The organism is Psychrobacillus sp. FSL H8-0483, assembly GCF_038637725.1.
Lineage (GTDB): Bacteria > Bacillota > Bacilli > Bacillales_A > Planococcaceae > Psychrobacillus.
The window spans coordinates 3,900,570-3,920,039 of sequence record NZ_CP152052.1; the positions used below are offsets into that span (position 1 = coordinate 3,900,570).

Consider the following 19,470-nt stretch of genomic DNA (forward strand, 5'->3'; position numbering starts at 1 on the left):
CTCGCTCCTCTATGTTCTCCAACAATTTGGGAATTGGTTTAACAGTACGTCCATTAAACCAATTCCTATCAACTGTCATTCTTCATTTTAATGTTGAATAGTGTGCATCTTTTTTAAAGGTTAGTTTTTTCTTTGAGACCTGGCAATTGATATGAAATCATTTTATTGGAAGGCTCAATATTTAAAAGCTCGCAAACAAGCGGTGCAAAAGCTAATTGCGGAACCACTTCACTGTAAACGCCAGGTTCGACTTTTGGACTAATGATAAAGAGCGGTACATCACGCTCACCATCAGTTATGCCGCCATGGTTACCATATTCACTCATGCCATGATCAGATGTAATTAAAATGTGGTAACCTTCTTTGATCCAAATTGGCAAAAGTTGTGCCAACAAGCTTCCCATTTTTAAGATTTGTTCACGATATTCTTTCGATTCCGAACCGAAAATTTCACCTTTTACATCTACACCGAGCGGATGAATATATAAAAAGTGTGGGTCATACTTTCTGCGCAAAGCTTCTGCATCCATTAACACATGACTGTCTGGATAGTCATCATCCCAATAAAATTTTCCATATTGAATCGCCTTAGACTCATCCTCTTGCTCACGATCTTCAATAAAATGGAATGGCGCGCGATTATAAAGTTCGCTTACCCAGTAATAAGATGCTGTTCCATTTCTTAAGCCGTTTTCTTTCGTAAGATGAAAGAGACTTTTCTCAGTAGATAAGCGAACGGCTTGATTGGACGTAATTCCGTTCACTGATGCCGGTGTACCCGTTAGCAACACTTCATATAATGGACGAGAAAGACTTGGGAGTTCCGACTTTACTTTGTAAAGTGCTGCCTGATTTGTTTCAACTAGATGTTGAATAAATCCAAGAGCCTCACATGCTTTATCGTATCTCATACCATCAACAACAATTGCTATTACTTTATTTGACATGGACTAACACCTCTTCTTGCCAAAGCTGCGGTAAATTTTTTGCCGTTTCTTCCCAAGCTTTGTAATCTTCAATTGGTTCTGCATTTTTGTACTGTTCTTCTGGAACCATTTTTTCAGCTACTTCTTTCGGAAGTTCTACATCGCGAATTGGACGGGCAAATCCTTTAGCTAAGTTAATTTGTCCTTCATCGCTTAAGATATATTCTCTAGTTGCCATCGCCGCATGCGGATGCTTTGCATATTTGTTAATAATAGTTGCGTAGCCGCTTACGACTGAACCTTCACTTGGAATGGCTACTTCAAATTGATCACGGTTAATTTGGTCAGCGTAACCAAGAGCATTGAAATCCCAAACAAGGGCAACTTCCACTTCCCCTTTTTCGATGTTAGCCGGTTTGGCATCCGTTAAGCTAAGGCGACCTTGCTTGGCAAGCTTAGCAAAAAAGTCAATTCCTGGTTGGAGATTTGTTTCATCACCGCCGTAAGCGATAGCAGCAGCAAGAACGGCCATTTGGTTCTGTGTACCACGCTGAACATCTCCAACAGTTACTTTATAATCTCCTTTTAATATGTCATCCCAAGATTTTGGCGGGTTATCTACTAATTCTTTATTAGTAAAGAATGCAATCGTTCCTTGGTAGCCAACAACCCAATCTCCGTTGTCATCTTTTGCCCAGTCAGGTACCTCGTCCCAATAGGAAGTTTTATAAGGTATCGTTAATTCTTTTTGTTCTGCGATTGGCCCAAAGGAAATCCCTACATCGCCGATATCAGCTGTTGCATTCTCTCCTTCAGATTCCATTTTGGCAATCTCTTCGGCACTGGATAAATCTGTATCATTGTGTTCCAATGTATATTTTTCCATCACTTCATTCCACGTTTCTCCCCAGTTAGCCCATGAATCAGGCATACCGACACTATTAATTGTCCCCTCTTCTTTTGCCTTTGTTTCAATTTCTTTCAGGGTTAACGTACTTGGATCCTTAACAACTGGAGCAGCCTCCTCTTTAGTAGCACCACAAGCAGCTAATCCTAGTACACTAGCTCCTAACATCAAAACTTGAATAGACTTGTAACAATTCTTCTTGAATGTGTAATTCATAAAAAGTTCCTCCATTTAATGTGGGATTTTTAACGTTTGCTACTGTTTGTTACGGCTTAATCATAATCAGTCAATATTAATCCCACATTAATCAGATGTTAAGGGTTTGTAAATCAGTTCTTTATTTGTCCAATTCATCATCTTTTGTTTTCATAATAGGGTCCCGGTAATAAAACACGGAAATAAATATAATCTCATATTTTTTGTGTCTCTATGCACTTTCCGCGGGCATGGCTTCAGTCTCCTCGTCGCTTTCGGTGCAGAAAACATCTGCTATTCCCGCTGGAGTCGCCGTCTTTCATTACAATCAATTGCCTACAAAAAATAGTAGTTTTAAAAAAATATACAAAAAACAGGTGTAGAAAAAGACTCGTTTTTCTACACCTGCTTCAATTTATAGGCCGGACAGCCCCATTTTTTTATGATGATATTTTTATCGGTACCCGACTTTGTTGTCATTCAACAAATTTGTAAGTTTTAGAATAAAGATTGATCATTTTTGGGTAAGTTTCTTGAACATTAGCACACGTTCGCAATATAAAGTTAGCCAGATATTTAAAATGTAATGTATCTGTCCTTTTCTGTTACCATCTATGACCCAACTATTTTTTCTCCCCTTGGTTGGCTACTATTGGCGTCTGGTTCAACGGTGATACCGATTTGGTCAAATGTCTGCCCTTCAGCGAGCTGGTAGGTAAGTATTCCGGAGCCGTTTCCGTCTGGCTTAAATATGCCTCCATCTTCTCTCTTGCCATCTTTTAGCAGCCAAACTTGGTAAACTTGTGAACCTTCGACTTCTGGAAAGTCATTAACCTGCACCACCAAATTTTTCTCTGATCCCTGTTGGACAATATAGGCGATGCCGTTTGTTCCAATCTGGTTTTGATTGGTTGCTTGTAAAGGAATAGTAGTTAATATTTCAATAGGCATACTTTCGGCCTGGAGATTTTTTTCCTGTACATTCGCTATTCCAAGGACAGTAATCGCGAGCAACAAGGCACCAACGATACTAGCTGAAACTGGAGTGAACTGACTTTTGAACATCGTGACAAGCATACTCATCTTAGCCATAAATGTTTCAGTACCGCTTTGCTCTTTATGATCAAAAACAAACTCCATTACCTCGCTTTTTAGCGATTCAGGTACCTCAATTTCGGTATTATCAAATGGCAAAGCATGCCACACCTCGGACAATTCCTTAAATTCTTTCTTACACTCCTTACAATTCTTTAAATGTTTTTCAAAGGCCATGTGTTCGCTCTCCTTGAGCTCATTTGCTATATATGGAATCAAATGATCACAATCTCTTCTCATTTTATATCCTCCAGTTCCAGATGTTTCCTCAATCCTTTAAGAGCCTGGTGAAGCCTGCTTTTAATCGTTCCGATCGGCTCTTGCTCCAGTTTGGCGATTTCTGAGAGAGAATACCCTTTCCAATAAAGCAAATCGATTAATTTTCTTTGCGCCGTCGGCAATTTGTTTTTCGCTGTTGCAATATCGTTCATATCTACTCGTTGATCAATTGGATTGGCAGGGTCCGCAATCTCTACATGTTCCTCTTGATGGTGCTCAGTATGCCTCTTCTCTTTGCGGAGGTAGTCAATGCATATATTTCGAGTAATCGTGAGGAGCCAATTTACAAAGTTTCCTTGAGCGGGATCGTAATGACTGTTTGTTGTCCATAGCCTTAAAAAGACCAACTGAATCATCTCTTTCGCCTTATCCTCATTCCCATTGCAAAACTTCATAACGAAGCTGTAGACAAGCTTTATATACTTATCATAAAGCTCCTCAAATGCTTGTCGGTTTTTTTCGTTTACCAATCTCATTAATTCCGCATCGTGTTTTTCTTTCATGTGGCACTCCCTGTTATTGGATAAAAATATATTACCACTATACTAGTGTAAAAGTAAGGATGGGAACGACCGCAATTGATCGTTCCCTGAACAGGCTTACTTAAATTCAGTTTTACTGTTTACGATATACCACACATCTTTTACTCCCTGTCCGTTTACATCCCCTTTTTGCTGGTCTTTAGCAAAATAATAAAGAGGATAGCCTTTATACGTAACCTGCTTCTTAGAGTTGTCTTCTCTTGTGATTGTACCGAAATCCTTTTTGTCAAAACCTTCTGGGACGGCGAAATCTTCCTCAGTAAATTCTGGCCAGTTTGCCAGGCAATCTCCGCTACAATTGCTTTTTCCAGCTTCGTCCTTTGTAAAGTAATACAACGTCTTTCCTTGTGAATCTGCTAGATATTCTCCAACTTTGTCATTCTTCAAAAGCTGAAGACTGACAGCTGGTTCTGTTTGATTAGTTTGACTCGTCTCTACTTTTTCCTCCTTGGTTGGTCCGCATGCAGCTAAAACAAAAATAATCGATAGTAAAGCGAGGGTAAAAATTCCTTTTTTCATGTTTGTTCCTCCTAGTAATTTATTAGATTCAAGGCTCATCCTTATTTCCAGCCCCATTTTTGAAAGATTTGGTGACCTTCTTCTGTTTTTAAATAGTCAATAAATTGCTGTGCCTCTTTTTTCTGATCTGTAATGTTGGTCATGGCAATCGGTGTTCCACGATAGAGCTTCTCTTCCTCAGGCAGTTCGACCAGGTCGGTCACATCTTTGAGACGATAATGCCATGATTCATAGGTAATCCAAGCATCTAGGCTAGAATTCGATTTCCATCGTTCAATGCCTTCAGCACTCGACTTTACAGAAAGGTTAATATTTTGAGAAATCCCTTCGATTAGCCCTTTTCTGCCTGCCATGTCTTCCCACAGGCCTAGCTGGCCAGCCCCATTCACATCGAGTATTTTGACTCCATTTTTCGTTAAATCTTCCAGGCTTTCAATCTTCTTAGGATTTCCTTTCCTCACCAATATTCCTGCGGCACGCGAGTAAAGCTCAGTTCGTGATTTAGTGTCGATCATTTCGGGATGGTTAAAGATGAAGTCCTGCAGCATATACTCGGAGCCGCCGAAAATAATATCTGCATCTTGCTTTGCCTGGCTGATCCAATTGCCCTCTGGTCCGGCTGTTACTTCCACCCTGATTCCCGTTTCAACTGAAAAATGTTCAGCAGCTTCCTTGATCGGTCCAAGTGGTCCGCCTGGTCCGTACACCCGGATGACATGATCACTTTGGCTGGTATTTGGTGTCGCCTGGGACGCCGGCTTACGGTCCATTTTTGCATAGGCTGACAATCCGGTAGCCGTAATGACAAAGAGCAGTAAAGCTGATAGAAACACGGTCTTCTTCATGATTCCTCCTCCATTTCATACATGTTTTTTAACGGTACTATCAAAGGAAACGAAGAGAAACCGTAATCGGTTTGATTATAATTACAAAATAGTTAGAAAGTTTCATAAATCTATTGAAAATTAGTCTGATGAAGAATAAATAAAGGTGTACCTTATAACGAGAAACATGTGTCAATAATTTTAGTATGTGCTTGTATTTTACCAAGGGTGATGACGATCAATATTACGATTAACAACAACAACAACATTAAAGTTCATAAAAATAAACAGAATGAATAATTGACAAAAAATGAGAATAGTAGTAATCTGACGTAAAACATACGCTACCGTATTTTACTGGAGAGATGATATGCAATTAACGAGGGAAGATTGGATAAAAGCAGGATTACAACAATTAGCTGATGAAGGGATAAATAAAGTTCGCATTGAAGCACTTGCTCGATTGCTAAAAATAAGCAAAGGAAGCTTCTATCACTATTTTCGTGACCATCAAGAGCTTTTAGATTCTATGCTTGATTTTTGGGAAGTACATGCAACAAAGCTGATTGTTAAAAGTATGGAGCAACAGGATGCCTCTTTAGAACAGCTATTACAGATTAGTTTTAATCGAGATAAAAAAATGGAGAATGGTATTTATACTTGGGCTAAATATGATCCTGTTGTGGCAGCACGTTTAGTAGATATGGAAGAACAGAGAATTTCTTATGTTGCAAAATTGTATCAAAAAATGGGCATAGACGAAACTGAATCAAATGATCGAGCGAGACTGGCCTATTTAACATATGTAGGATGGATGACAAGGTTTGAAGCAAATCCTAATTTTGATATTGATAAAACGGTTGAGCTTTTAACTTCTTTCAGCGGTGTCCAAACATCTTCTGAAAGAAGTTAAAGCCTCCGGCGGATGTCACCGAATCGGAAAAGAGTTCTTTGTGCAAGCACAAAGCCGATTCCGGACGCAATTATGCCGAGGCATAATTGATTATTCGATAATAAATGTCCCTAATATGGTTATAAAACCTGAAGGGACAAAATTTTTACTATAACATACGATAGTGTATGTTTTATTTGAAGTTACGACATTGGGGGCGAATAAATGAAATTACTATTAATATTAGTAGCTGTAGGAGTTCTGTGGATTATCAGTTTTTTGCATATTTATTGGGCTTTTGGAGGTCGATGGGGTTCTGCCGCTGTTCTCCCAGTAAAAGAGGGAGAACATAAGCCTGCTTTTACTCCGAGAATATGGGGAACATTATTCGTAGCCATTCTTATTCTACTGGCTAGTGTCATTATTGTTGTTCAAGGAGGTTATTTGCAGGGGTTCCAAGTAAATAGTTTATCTAAAATCGGAAGTATTGTCTGTGCTTTAGTTTTCATTATTAGGGCAATTGGTGATTTTAAGTTTGTTGGATTTTTTAAAAAAATTAAACATTCTCAGTTTGCTAGATACGACACTTGGTTCTATAGTCCATTATGTTTATTCTTTAGCTTTGTCTATATCATGTTGTTGTTCTAATAAGTATAATGAATTCCCTTTAAAATAAATTTTATAAAGGAAGAAAACATCTCAAAATGGTGTGACTTTAAATTTATATATGCTTCTTATAATATGCACATCTAACTGCAATTTTAAGGCATTCATTTAATGAAAATCTATATTTGAAGTTATTTCAGTTTGATATATTTGGTGAGTTTATAAATATATTCAATATAATTAATATAGAGTGACTGACATGTGGAGGAAGTTAATCAGGTTATCAATGTGCTTCTTCCAAGGATCCCAATCCGCCTGGGTAACAATTTATTGAACAAGTAGTAATAAAAAGAAGATTGAACATAGCAATAGAGCAATACGGATTCTGTTAACAGCGAAGTCCGCTATGATCAATGAGCGTACTAAGAAATTAACACTCATTTTGAGATTAAATAGAGGAATTTTGTCATGTCCACGGTTTACCGTAAATTCGTCGATTTTTTCAACTTCTCCGATCCGAACTACGTCCGTTTCGTCCGTAAGTTTGAAGCCAAGACACCATAGAAACTTGGTGGTTTTTATATTGGTTTCTTACTCAAACATCCACTCTCTTCTCGAATTAAACTACCGTGAGTTCAACATCTTCAACAAAAAAAGAATGTTAATCCTTCTGGATCAACGCACCAGTTAGCACAAGAAGGAACTTCTATAAACAACTCCCTATTTAGTTCACCATTGAATTATTTAAAAGTTAATTACCCAATAAAATAACAAAGATAACGAATGTGATAATGGCTAAACCAAGTAGTATTAAAAATACTCTCATTAACCAAAACGGAATGTATTTAAATAGTAATGAAAGTAAAAACAATCCTATCATTTGACTAATTGAAGCATTATAATAAGCGGAATTTCTTATATATACTTCTTTCTTGTGTTCATCCTCGGTCAGTTTAATCCCCAAAATAATAAAGAAAATTCCGACTAAAATAAGTATCGATACCCCTAAATACATCCAAACCATCTCAAGCACAACCCTTTAAATTTTCCGTTAAATAAAGATTATTCCCAAAGATTCCTTGTTGAACTAACCTGCTTCGTTAGTTTAAGAAGCCCCTGCACATTTTGGTTGGAATGCGCAACTAGTGCCTTAAACGAATTTCCATAAAAGTTAGATTTGTTAGTAAGGTTTATTCGATAGAGTCTACAGCTAATTTAGCAATGGTTCCGTCAGACAATAAGAATTTATCAATGTTAACATGGGAAAAGTTTTCAATGTGTTCTTCACGTTCAACCTCTACAATCGTCCTAACATGTGGGGCTATTCTCTCCACTGCACATGCAATCATTAGAGATTTTCCATCAGTTAAAACTTGGTCACTAACTCTATCATCCGCAAAAATTAAAATTGCTTTCGCTTTTTGAATATTTGCCTGTTCTAACGTTCCGTTATTCGTTGCATACCCACGGACATAGTGAATTCTTTCATGGATCTCCAATGCCTTCTCATTTGTATCTATTACTACAATTTCTACTTTTTTATCTTTCGACAAGATGTTCTTTATTGCGATTTCTGCTTTATGAGACCAATCAATAATGACGATATGATTTTCACCTTCGAACATTAAATCACCCTTCTCTTTTAGTCTTCTATACATAGTTAAACTCTCCATTGCCTTTCCAATAAAGGTAGCGAACAAACCAATTCCAATAACATAAAGGAAGATAATCGTGTAGATTCTTCCAAGTGTTGAAGAGGGCGATAAATCTCCATACCCAACTGTCAACATAGTTGTCATCGTAAACCAAAATGAATCCATATTCGAACCAAACGTGTAGGGTTCTATTAACGGCAAGATAATAGTACTTAATAAAATTAAGCCAACCGTAAATGTCGTTAATACCAACCAGGAAATGCTTGTCATCTTAAAATACAACTTCCTAAGTACAAACAATATCTGTACCTCCTCTTAAGAATACCTATTAGAAGTTTGCATTATCTTTTTGGCCCCCAAGCAGGATAACTTTCAAGGGACCAGCGAACTTTATTGATCTCTTCTTTCTCGAGAATCTGTGTTTTCCAATACATGATTTCTCTCTTTATGTTGTAAGTTCTACTAAATCTTCTTATTTTCTCCATGACCATCATTATCATTTGCATAAATTTTTTCGTTTGTAATTTTCATTTCATCGGCTCCTTTCCACTCCACATTTTGTGTCAAATGCGACATAAAAAGAATGGAATTTTTATATCTCTTGTTCAACTAAACTGCCCCGTTAGCCATCCATACAGCACAAAATAGTGCTTCACCACAGAGTATGAAAATGGTTAAGAGTAGTCAATACTAATAGCCCACCGAAATCCATAGACTTATTAATGTATGTACGCCCTCCTCTTTTTTTTAAAACTATTGAGCAGGGTCTTCTTAACTGTTATCATTTTTTCTTTCTTGAAGAAATTTATTTTCAGGTAGTTCAATAAGGGACTACTCATTTTTCTATTTCTAATTCTATTATTAACTTACAAAGATATCCAACGATATATTCTCTTTGAGTCATTTCTTCAATGTCATTATTTTCTACAAGGTCATCAATTCCTTTATTAATAACGTCCCATAAAGGTGTCCCTTCAAATATTTCATATGGGTGTGCCATATAACTATAACCTCCCTGATTATCTACTGTTAGCATTTTAATAGATAATATCATCTTTAACCAGCCTTCCACTCTAGGTCAATAAGAAAAAAAAGCTGCCTTTGGTAACTCTACAATCTCCCACTAAAGCCATCTTTGCTTGAAAAAGAAAATATAGAGGTTATGGATACTTCAGTTATTTTTTATTGAAAAAGGTCGGTGCAGAGTCTACATTTTTTAATCACCGATATTCTAGATTATTTATTCCATCTTTAACCCATACCAGATTATCAGAAATATTTTTTTGAAAATTAAGTTTAGAATAAAAATTTTAATAAACTAATTGACAACGAATATCAATTTCATTAACATGAAGTCGTCACAGTCTTCACATTTAATTTGACATAATTTTTGTTAAAAAATCTACTTGTTTATTTATTAATGTAATATATCTCCATTAAGATATCACTTTCAAGAACTATCACTGATTTTATATTATGAATTTAAACTAGGAAGGGGTAAAATAAAAATGAACTGGAAAAAGGGCGGATTATGGATTATTGTTTTTTTCATTGTAAAAGGTACGATTTCTACACTTTTAATTGTTACAGGTGCTAAATATTTTAATTTATCATATATGCAATTATTAGTACTAGTACTGATCTTATTACTGATTTCTCTAACAGGCCGTAAATTCCTTTATAGACATAAACAAACCAAAAAGAAAAAAGAGAAAAATACATATTAAACCCCAGAGACCTTTGGATTTCTGGGGTTCTACTTTGGTAGTCTTTTTTATTGGACTAACTGGCAGTTTAGTCGCACAAGAAGTACCACTATTTGGTCAAATAGAAAAAAAGAGATTATCGCTATATTCAGGGTTTTTTCTCTAATTAAATCGATAAATATTGAAAGTATTGCTTTTTGACATGATTCCATAAAAATGTTGGATTTCACCTAATTTTAATCACATCTTTTGTCATTGTAGACATAAAAAAAATCTCCCTTTTAACTAAGAATTGTATTTCAATTCTTGTCTTCTAGGAGATGATAGCACAAACTTTGTTACACCCCGTTTAAATGGGCCTCAATAGAAAATAAATCTTCCACGTTTAAATAAGTTAATATCAAGTAATATAAATCACTCACAAATAGCCCAATTTCTTGAGGTCCGTATAAACTATCCAAGAATACATTTTTCTTCCCTCGCTGTTTAAATGATCTGGATCGATAAAATAATCTCTGTTGTCTATGAATCTTTGATCACCCATATAATTTAAAAAAGGGACATCTAATTCAAGAGCATTTAAGTACTGAAAAACAAGTCTATTCATTACTTCTTCATTGAAATATTCTTGATAAGACTGATGTGCTGGCTCCATGGTTAATATTACTCGGTAGCCTTTCTCATTACAATAATCTACTATCTCTTTTAACTGCTTCACATTTCGTTCAATGTTATCGTTTTCAACCGCTTCTCTATATTGTGCTTCTACTTTCGCATACTTTCTTTCCGAATAGTTTTTACCGTTATTTGCCCAAGGTTGATGAGAATTCCATTTAAAGTTTTTCAATTTACCCGAGAGCGCAGAATTAAAACTACCACTATTTGACCCAGGTACGTACAAGTAACTGTAATAATCAATTAAACGAAACGGTTCAATTTCGGTACGATCCAAAATTTTATAATAATTTCCTACGTTCTTGGTCTCAGAATTTGCGAAAGTAATTTGAGAGATGGAAACGATGACTACACCACCAGGTTTAAGATACTTGCCATACTCTCTCAACAATTTATAGTCGTACTGAATCGTCTGACCAGGAAGTGCTAAGTCCAGATGGGACAAACCAGTAGGCTTAAAATAATAACCATACATTGAATGAGATGCACCTAGATTGATGATATCAACTGGATATGGATGTTTCTTAAACGCCAGTATTGCATGGTCTATGTTGTAATCATGAGAATGCTTTACAAAGTTATTTACCGGCATAAACAGTAGTAAAACAACAGTAATGATAATTGTTAACTTAATGAATAAACGTCGCATAGCAAATCCTTTCAATACAGTGCTTCTTTTACTAAAATTACTGAATGGCTCACGAATAAAACGCAACCAAATTTCCCATGTAATTTGTATTTAGATTAAAATCCACCATAAACAAACCCATTACCCGAAACACCGAATATAAGGACTGAAACAATGATAAAAATATAAAATGCAAATCTAGCGAATATCGAGCGCTGCGATAGCCATTCCCATGTTGAAACATTTTTTCTTTCGATATATTGAAAAATTTGTACAATAATAAAGAAAAAAATGAAAATCACTAAATCTAGTAGCGAAAATATTTCAAATGCTTTAACAATTCCCGATGGTCTCCAGGAGTTAATTGTTAAGAAAAGCTGTGCATTTTCAAATGCATGTGTAACGGAATCCGATCGAAAAAAAACTCTAGAAAAGCAAACTAGTAGGAAAGTTATTGCAATTTTCACCCATTTATGCAGCACCGGACTTCTATCCAATTGAATAAATGAAGCCATTTTTGCACGAAAATGTTTTGTATAATCTCCAAACACGCGATAAAACCCATGAATTAGACCCCATAAAACAAAATTCCAAGCGGCTCCGTGCCAAATGCCGCTTACTAAAAAAGTAATCAGAATTGCTAAATAAATTTCGCTTCTCTTCTTTTTCCCCTTACATAACGGGACAAAGACATAGTCCCTGAGCCATGTAGAGAGCGTTATATGCCATCTACTCCAAAAATCCGATATCGAAACAGCAAAGTGCGGTTGTTTAAAGTTTTCTGTCAAATTTATCCCTAGCATTCTTGCACAACCGATGGCAATGTCACTGCATGCTGAAAAATCAGCGAACAATTGTAACGAGAATAGAATAGTAGCTAGTACGATTTGTGAACCAGTCGGGTTAGGACTATCGAAAACACTTGATACAATTGGAGCTAGTCGATCTGCAATTAATGTCTTCTTAAAAAAACCCCATGCGATTCGCTTCATCCCATAGCTTAAATCTTCATAATTAAAATTCTGTTCAACTTTAAATTGCGGAAGCAATTTCTTAGCACGTTCAATCGGCCCAGCAACCAATTGTGGAAAAAATGCAAAAAATATTGAAAAATAGCCGTAATGTCTTTCTGCCTTTTGCTTTCCATAGTAGATATCCACAAGATAACTTACTGCCTGAAATGTATAAAAAGAAATGGCTAATGGTAGGACAATTTCTTGGTATGGTACGGTATAATTCCAATCCATGTATTTTGCAATCGCTCGAAGTGAGTCATTTACAAAATTAAAATATTTAAACCAACCGAGAAAAAACAATAATACAGAAATACCAAATAGCATTACTTTTTTCTTCTGTTTTCTTGTCTCCTGTTTTTCAATTATAATTCCAGTAAAATAAGTAAAAGCTGTGCTTGCAAGTAGTAAGGGTATAAATTGGATACTCAAGATAGCGTAAAAAACGTAACTTGCTACTAATAAAAGAATCCATCTCAATCGATGTGGGATTAAATAATAAGTAAAAACGATTATTGCGAGAAATAGAAGAAACTCAATTGATATAAATGTCATCCAATCACCTGATTAAAATAAACTTAAGATTTTTCATAAAACGAGACAAAAAACAACCCTAAAGTTGTCCAAGTTGCGTGAAACCCTGAAATGTGTCGACGAAACGCTTAAGAACTAATAACCCATGTACTAATGTAGGTTTCACGTTATTTCAATGTTTCACCTAGAAGGTGGCACACTCAGTTTCAGATCTCAGTATTTAAGGTTTTGTCACGTGTATCACATTTCCTGTTATGGATTCAGGCGATTATCGATTATCCATATTTAGGTAACTCAGAATAGAGGATTTTTCCAAAATGATTACGTGGGATATCCTCAATTTTCATAATCTCAAAGCCCTTTAAGTTTAATTTTTCCTTAATTATTTTTTTAATTTGAACACGATCTTCTTTTAATGTGTAAATATACATTTGGTCATCCGTCCCAGCGCAGATACAATTATGACCATGCTCATTTAAAAGTCCTTCAACTTCATCCAGGCTGATACGGTTTCCATAGACTTTAATCATTCTTTTGATTCGGCCGGCTATAAAAAAATAACCATCCTGATCAAAGTAAGCCATATCACCTGTGCGCAAAATCCCGTTGTTCTCATCTTTTTTCGAAAGATCGAATAACGACTCAGCATACCCCAATGAAACATTTGCTCCTTTGTATATCAATTCGCCGATAACATTAGGCGCTGTAATTTTTTTACCATTGTTATCTTGCAGAATCAGTTCTCCATCTGGAATGGCAATACCAATACTACCGACTTTTTCAAGATTTTTTTCACATGGTAAATAGGTCATCCGAGCCGTTGCTTCAGTTTGACCGTACATGGTGAAAAATTGAATCCCTTTCTGATTACATACTTTAGCAAATTTGTACGATAGAGTTGTGCTTAATTTTCCACCTGCTTGAGTTAGTTTTCTTAAACTTGGAAGATTAAACTCTTCAAACTTCAGCCTATTAAGCATCTCATACACGAAAGGAACTCCTCCAAAAGTTGTTACTCGTTGCTCTCTACATAAGTCCCAAAACTCTTTTTTCATGATAGATGCATCCGTTACAATTATCGTCGCCCCGCATATGAAATGACTATTGATGATAGAAAGACCATAGGAGTAATTCATTGGAAGTGTTGTTATAGGTTTATCGTCTGCATTGATATCAAGGTACTTCCCTATGGATTCAGCATTTTTGAAAATATTTTCATAACTTAAGCGAACAAATTTGGGGCTCCCAGTACTTCCAGAGGTTGTTAAAAGGAGCGCAAGATGTTCATCAAGATCATGTTGGAAAAATGTCGGACATCTAAATAATGTGTAATCTCCAAACACAAATGAACTATCCATTACTTTTAATAGGTCTTGATTTTCACTACTCGCCCAAATGTATGTAGGCTTATAAAGGTTAATCAGTCTGCGCAACCGATCAATATGGATGGATGCATCCAAAAGTACAGGTACAACACCACCCCTAATAAAGCCCACGTAGCCAAATAAAGACTCTTTATTATTTGAACATAAACAAAAAACGAGCGTTCTTTCACCTACTTGACCACAGATAGCGTCAGCGATTTCTAACATTTCAGAGTAAGAATATTCTCGTTCAGCATATACAGCGGTGCGGTTCCCAAACTCCTCAAATTTTTTGAAACTATTCATTAATAAAGTCCACTCCCAAACGTTTCAATAGCTCCATTCCTGACAGGTAAGAATCGAACTCTGTAATCCATTCAGAATCTAATGAGACATCAAAAACTTCCTCAATCTCAGAAATGAGTGTCATATGTCCAATTGAATCCCATTCTCTTGTTACTCCAAGTGCTAAATTTTCACATACATCATCTTCCTCCAAATCTAGCGCATTGATAAATGCATTTCTATATTTTTCGATATTTCTCATCATTTACACCCTTTCAATAATTACTTTCTCCTGTATCTGTGTGAAGAACTTGTTAGCTCAAACGGTATCTATATCTGACAAATTTTCTAGGGTTCAGCAACCACATCTTGAAGATGATGCACCTCAAATTTTCGGTAACCTAATCCATATTAGATCTGTCTGAAGTTATACTTTTTTGTCGAGGATAATGCACACTTTAGCCCGATTTTATTAAGTACTGAAAAAAGCACTCAAGCTCGAAGAAAAATATTTAGAATATCGATGGAAGAAATAATGGACAAAATGCGCAACCATTATGGACTATTCAAATCAATAATTCTGTTATTTTTCATCGAGACAGCACTTATTAGCACATTTTCATTATCTTTTCTTGATAACGAGAATCATTTTCAGATATGATTCTAACATATCGCTTTTCAAAAGGTCAACAACTCACGCAATAAATAAAAAAACTGGTTAGTAATCTAACCAGTTTTTACGTCACGATTGAGTTGTATGCAAACAGGTGTGTTGCTTTGTTAAAAAGTTTGATTAAAAAAGCTCGATAAAACGCTGATTTATCGCTGTATTAATAAATCCGTTTTTGAAAAAAGATTGATCAAAATGGATGCTTTTCTTATGAATCGGTGTGCGATTTTTATAAAAAAGTTCGATCAAAACATTTTATAAACTCTGATATAGCAATGTTTTCTTTATATTTATCCTTCTAAAACGGTTAAAATTTTTTATAAACGGTACGACTTTTTTCAAAACGGTTCAACTTAATTTCAAATACACATCAAAACTAGCATGTGATCGTCTTTCTCTACAGAATAAGACTAAAATTCAAGCAGCTTAATAAATTTTTTAAGGTATTTAAAAATTCTGTGCGTCTGTGGCTTTTAAAAAAAAGAGCATTATGAAATTGATTCAATTATAATTAACAGGTAGAATCAAAAATATAAAAGATTTAATATTCAAAAAATAAATTTGAGTTTGAACTTATAGAGTATTAAATAGAATTAGGAGGTTGAATCTATGGACTTGAAATTATCTGGAAAAAAAGCACTCATTGTAGGAGGAAGCCGAGGCATTGGTAAAGCTATTGCCCGTCAGTTGGCTCTAGAAGGGGTGGATTGTACAATTTGTTCAAGAAACGAATCCTCACTAAAGAAAGCTGCCGAGGAATTAGCCCAAGAAACAAAAAGAAATATCTATCCTATAGTGGCAGACACCTCGGATCCTGACTCTATCCTAAATTTAGTTGAAACATCAGCAGCAGCGATGGGTAGTATTGATATTCTAATCAACAGCGGAGCCCGTGTTGGCGGTGGAGAGCCAGAGGATTTTAACGACATTAAAGACGAACTTATTTTGAAAGATTTTGAAGAAAAATATATGGGCTATTTTCGTTGTATGCGGGCGGTTGCTCCTTATATGATCAAAAATAATTGGGGGCGTATTATCAATATAAGTGGTCTCGCAGCCAGAATAGGCGGCAATTATTTTAGTTCTGGTCCGCGTAATGCATCTGTTGTTCATTTAACTAAATCCGCATCATTGGAATTAGGAAAACACGGAATTAACGTCAATGCTATTTATCCAGGGATTGTTGACACGGAAACGAATAGAGAACGATTCACTACTGAGGAAGCTTTAAGCAAGGCAGCAGCGATGAGTCCACTCAACCGCTTGATTACAGCGGAGGAAATTGCTTATGTCGTTACCTTCCTAACTTCACCTTTGTCAGCATCGATTACTGGCGATGTCATTTCGGTAACTGGTGGAATAGGAAATACTGTTTATTACTAAAAACACACGGTTAAAACTTCTTTAAAACGATTATCTCTCAATTCAATACAAGAACCTTTGTTTTTAAAACATACTATCAGGGGTCCTACCAACAAAACGCGGTTATCTTAACCATCCATATTCTATGGGAACTTTCAAAAGAAGGCTATGAATTTTCAAAGGAAGATATTGTCATGCTAAGCCCATATCTAACTAGGCAAATATAACGTTTTGGAGACTATATGAATGATTTAGAAAATATTCCACAACCAATCGAGGGAGATATTCCTGTGTAGTTTATAAGACCGTAAAGATCAAAAAGGGTTATACATGGAAATTAATCCCATGATATGACCCTTTTTTACAAGTACCTCGGTCGTACCCCTCTAGCGCCCCAGTTTAAATTTTCCCACAGCCAACTAAAATCTCTTTCCATACAAACACCCCTAATATTTATCTGAATAAAAAAATAACCTCTTACGGACATCATATCCGAAGAGGTTATTTCTTATCAAACTTTATTATAAATTATCAATCTTTATTTCAAATGATCGAACTTTGTTTTAAATGATCAATCTTTTTTACAAAACTACACAGGTGAAGCATCGAATCTTTTTACTTATTCAACCGTAACTGACTTCGCTAAGTTTCTTGGTTTGTCAACGTCACAGTCTCTATGCAATGCTGCGTAGTAGCTGATCAGCTGTAATGGGATTACTGCTACTAGTGGTGCGAATAGATCGTGTACTTTTGGAAGTACAAAGCGGTCTCCTTCTTCTTGGAAACCTTCCATTGCGATAATGCATGGGTTTGCGCCACGTGCTACTACTTCTTTTACGTTACCACGAATGTTAAGGCTAACCGCTTGTTGAGTGGCAAGAGCGAAAATTGGTGTACCGTCCTCAATAAGTGCGATTGTACCGTGTTTTAATTCCCCACCAGCAAATCCCTCTGCTTGGATATAAGAGATTTCTTTAAGTTTTAACGCACCTTCTAGACTTACATAGAAGTCGATATTGCGTCCGATGAAGAATGCATTTCTTGTTGTTGCTAGGAATTCTTTTGCAATTTGTTCCATTTCTTCCTTGGAATCTACAATTGTTTGTACTGCATTTGCTACAATACCTAGTTCTTTCACAACTTCAAAATCTAATGTCTTGCCTTGCGATTGCGCGTACACAGAAGCTGTCACCATTAGTACTGCCACTTGTGCAACATACGCTTTTGTTGATGCAACTGCGATTTCAGGACCTGCATGAAGTAATAAAGTGTGATCTGCTTCACGAGAAAGAGTAGACCCAGGTACGTTTGTCATTGTAATCGTTGGGTAACCTTTTTCTTTTATTTTCACTAGTACTTGTCTGCTATCCGCAGTTTCACCTGATTGTGTAATGAACATAAATAATGGTTTTGCAGACAGAAGTGGCATGTTGTAGCCGAATTCACTCGAAATATGCACTTCCACTGGAATACCTGCAATTTTCTCAAAGTATTCTTTTCCAATTAGACCTGCATGATAACTAGTTCCTGCAGCAATAATATACAGACGATCTGCCTCATGTAGTGCCTCTAAAATAGCTGGATCTATTGTAAGCTCACCTTGTTCGTTTTGGTATGCTTGAATTATTTTACGGATTACAGCTGGCTGCTCATCCATTTCTTTTAGCATGTAGTGAGGATATGTTCCTTTTTCAATATCACTCATATCTAGCTCCGCTTTGTATGGAGCACGTTCTACTTTTGTTCCATCAAGCTTTTGGATTTCTACAGAATCTTTATGCACGATTACAATTTCTTGATCATGAAGCTCTACATATTGTTCTGTTACTTGTAGCATCGCCATCGCATCTGATGCCACTACGTTAAAGCCTTCACCAAGTCCTACAAGAAGTGGTGATTTATTTTTTGCTACATAAATTGTATTTTCATCTTCTTTATCAATTAATGCTAGTGCATATGATCCGTGAATAAGATGCAATGTTTTTCTAAGTGCATCGACCGTCGATAAACCATCATTAGCAAATTTTTCGATAAGCTGCACAATTACTTCTGTATCTGTATCAGAAGCCATTTCTACATGAGCTAAATATGCTTTTTTCATTAGGTGGTAGTTTTCAATTACACCATTATGCACAAGTGTATAGCGTTGTGTTGTACTTTGATGCGGGTGCGCATTTAACTGGTTTGGAACACCATGTGTTGCCCAACGAGTATGACCAATCCCTAGTTTTGCAGCTACGTCTTCGTCTACTACGTCACGTAAATCAGCAATACGACCTTTTTCTTTGAAAACTATTACGCCATCTTCATTCAGTACAGCGATTCCCGCTGAATCGTATCCACGGTACTCTAATTTCTCTAAACCTTTTAATAGAATTTCCTTTGCATCTAACTCACCAATATATCCTACAATTCCACACATAATCTATTCCTCCATTTATATACATTCAAGTCAAAATAAGCTCTCTACACATAAAGTGCAGTAGCTCATTAAGCTAAGAATGCCTTCTTTTCCCTTTGTCATTCGATCGCTCGAATAGTTTATGAAAAAGAATTACAACCGGGCATATTACGGTCGGGAGGCATCCGCCGAATAATCGATAACCTCCACCTCGTCTGCTGAAGATACATTTCCGTCCAATTTCTTCAGCTCTGGCGCTATAATTGTTTTCCTTGTTTTAACGCGTTTTCTTTCCCTCCATTTCTACGCGGTTGCTTACTCAAAGACTATTAAGCAACTTACTAATTATATACTCTCAGTATATTCAAGTCAATTTTACGCCTTAGGGCTAG

The 19,470-nt window shown here is 36.1% G+C and carries 19 protein-coding genes; 4 read left to right on the forward strand and 15 right to left on the reverse strand.

The annotated features are described in order from the left end of the window. Positions 1 to 113 precede the first annotated feature (113 nt). The 6 genes from MHB48_RS19100 to MHB48_RS19125 form a co-directional block, all read right to left on the reverse strand. On the reverse strand, positions 114 to 947 hold the full coding sequence (locus MHB48_RS19100; RefSeq protein ID WP_342599425.1) for an alkaline phosphatase family protein: 834 nt from the start codon (positions 945 to 947) through the stop codon (positions 114 to 116). Then, positions 937 to 2,049: an extracellular solute-binding protein gene (locus MHB48_RS19105; protein WP_342599426.1), complete on the reverse strand. Its 1,113-nt coding sequence runs from the start codon at positions 2,047 to 2,049 to the stop codon at positions 937 to 939. The genes MHB48_RS19100 and MHB48_RS19105 overlap by 11 nt, the downstream gene beginning before the upstream one ends. 591 nt (positions 2,050 to 2,640) lie before the next feature. Continuing rightward, entirely contained in the window at positions 2,641 to 3,363 is a 723-nt protein-coding gene (locus MHB48_RS19110) for an anti-sigma factor (RefSeq protein ID WP_342599427.1), read from the reverse strand. Beyond that, the gene (locus MHB48_RS19115) at positions 3,360 to 3,905 is read right to left on the reverse strand and encodes a sigma-70 family RNA polymerase sigma factor (RefSeq protein ID WP_342599428.1); all 546 of its coding nucleotides are present in this window, start codon (positions 3,903 to 3,905) and stop codon (positions 3,360 to 3,362) included. The genes MHB48_RS19110 and MHB48_RS19115 overlap by 4 nt, the downstream gene beginning before the upstream one ends. Positions 3,906 to 4,001: 96 nt before the next feature. Next, on the reverse strand, positions 4,002 to 4,463 hold the full coding sequence (locus tag MHB48_RS19120) for a hypothetical protein (protein WP_342599429.1): 462 nt from the start codon (positions 4,461 to 4,463) through the stop codon (positions 4,002 to 4,004). Positions 4,464 to 4,504: 41 nt separating this feature from the next. Continuing rightward, positions 4,505 to 5,308 carry a substrate-binding domain-containing protein gene (locus MHB48_RS19125; RefSeq protein ID WP_342599430.1) on the reverse strand — a complete coding sequence of 268 codons (804 nt, stop codon included), beginning with the start codon at positions 5,306 to 5,308 and terminating at the stop codon, positions 4,505 to 4,507. Positions 5,309 to 5,657: 349 nt separating this feature from the next. Between MHB48_RS19125 and MHB48_RS19130 the strand changes: the two genes are divergently transcribed. Continuing rightward, positions 5,658 to 6,200: a TetR/AcrR family transcriptional regulator gene (locus tag MHB48_RS19130; RefSeq protein ID WP_342599431.1), complete on the forward strand. Its 543-nt coding sequence runs from the start codon at positions 5,658 to 5,660 to the stop codon at positions 6,198 to 6,200. Positions 6,201 to 6,404: 204 nt separating this feature from the next. Then, on the forward strand, positions 6,405 to 6,827 hold the full coding sequence (locus MHB48_RS19135) for a DUF3995 domain-containing protein (protein WP_342599432.1): 423 nt from the start codon (positions 6,405 to 6,407) through the stop codon (positions 6,825 to 6,827). A 709-nt stretch (positions 6,828 to 7,536) separates the two neighbouring features. On the opposite strand, the gene MHB48_RS19140 is transcribed toward MHB48_RS19135, so the two are convergent. The 4 genes from MHB48_RS19140 to MHB48_RS19155 form a co-directional block, all read right to left on the reverse strand. Then, the gene (locus MHB48_RS19140) at positions 7,537 to 7,809 is read right to left on the reverse strand and encodes a hypothetical protein (protein WP_342599433.1); all 273 of its coding nucleotides are present in this window, start codon (positions 7,807 to 7,809) and stop codon (positions 7,537 to 7,539) included. A gap of 166 nt (positions 7,810 to 7,975) precedes the next feature. After that, entirely contained in the window at positions 7,976 to 8,740 is a 765-nt protein-coding gene (locus MHB48_RS19145; RefSeq protein ID WP_342599434.1) for an ion channel, read from the reverse strand. A 162-nt stretch (positions 8,741 to 8,902) separates the two neighbouring features. Beyond that, entirely contained in the window at positions 8,903 to 9,049 is a 147-nt protein-coding gene (locus MHB48_RS19150; protein ID WP_342599435.1) for a hypothetical protein, read from the reverse strand. Between the two features lie 226 nt (positions 9,050 to 9,275). Continuing rightward, entirely contained in the window at positions 9,276 to 9,440 is a 165-nt protein-coding gene (locus MHB48_RS19155) for a hypothetical protein (protein WP_342599436.1), read from the reverse strand. Between the two features lie 508 nt (positions 9,441 to 9,948). On the opposite strand from MHB48_RS19155, the gene MHB48_RS19160 reads away from it, so the two are divergent. Beyond that, positions 9,949 to 10,167: a hypothetical protein gene (locus tag MHB48_RS19160; RefSeq protein WP_342599437.1), complete on the forward strand. Its 219-nt coding sequence runs from the start codon at positions 9,949 to 9,951 to the stop codon at positions 10,165 to 10,167. A gap of 397 nt (positions 10,168 to 10,564) precedes the next feature. On the opposite strand, the gene MHB48_RS19165 is transcribed toward MHB48_RS19160, so the two are convergent. From MHB48_RS19165 to MHB48_RS19180, 4 genes are all read right to left on the reverse strand, one after another. Continuing rightward, on the reverse strand, positions 10,565 to 11,536 hold the full coding sequence (locus tag MHB48_RS19165; protein ID WP_342599438.1) for a hypothetical protein: 972 nt from the start codon (positions 11,534 to 11,536) through the stop codon (positions 10,565 to 10,567). Positions 11,537 to 11,565: 29 nt separating this feature from the next. After that, a complete protein-coding gene (locus tag MHB48_RS19170; RefSeq protein WP_342599439.1) occupies positions 11,566 to 13,017 on the reverse strand; it encodes an MBOAT family O-acyltransferase in 1,452 nt (483 codons plus the stop codon). 254 nt (positions 13,018 to 13,271) lie between these two features. Next, positions 13,272 to 14,666 carry an AMP-binding protein gene (locus tag MHB48_RS19175; protein ID WP_342599440.1) on the reverse strand — a complete coding sequence of 465 codons (1,395 nt, stop codon included), beginning with the start codon at positions 14,664 to 14,666 and terminating at the stop codon, positions 13,272 to 13,274. Then, positions 14,659 to 14,910 (reverse strand): acyl carrier protein, encoded by a 252-nt coding sequence (locus MHB48_RS19180; RefSeq protein WP_342599441.1) that lies wholly within the window; start codon positions 14,908 to 14,910, stop codon positions 14,659 to 14,661. Before MHB48_RS19180 ends, MHB48_RS19175 begins: the two co-directional genes overlap by 8 nt. 1,014 nt (positions 14,911 to 15,924) lie before the next feature. Between MHB48_RS19180 and MHB48_RS19185 the strand changes: the two genes are divergently transcribed. Next, a complete protein-coding gene (locus MHB48_RS19185) occupies positions 15,925 to 16,698 on the forward strand; it encodes an SDR family oxidoreductase (protein ID WP_342599442.1) in 774 nt (257 codons plus the stop codon). 598 nt (positions 16,699 to 17,296) lie between these two features. On the opposite strand, the gene glmS is transcribed toward MHB48_RS19185, so the two are convergent. Then, entirely contained in the window at positions 17,297 to 19,099 is a 1,803-nt protein-coding gene (gene glmS / locus MHB48_RS19190; protein ID WP_342599443.1) for a glutamine--fructose-6-phosphate transaminase (isomerizing), read from the reverse strand. Between the last annotated feature and the right edge of the window lie 371 nt (positions 19,100 to 19,470).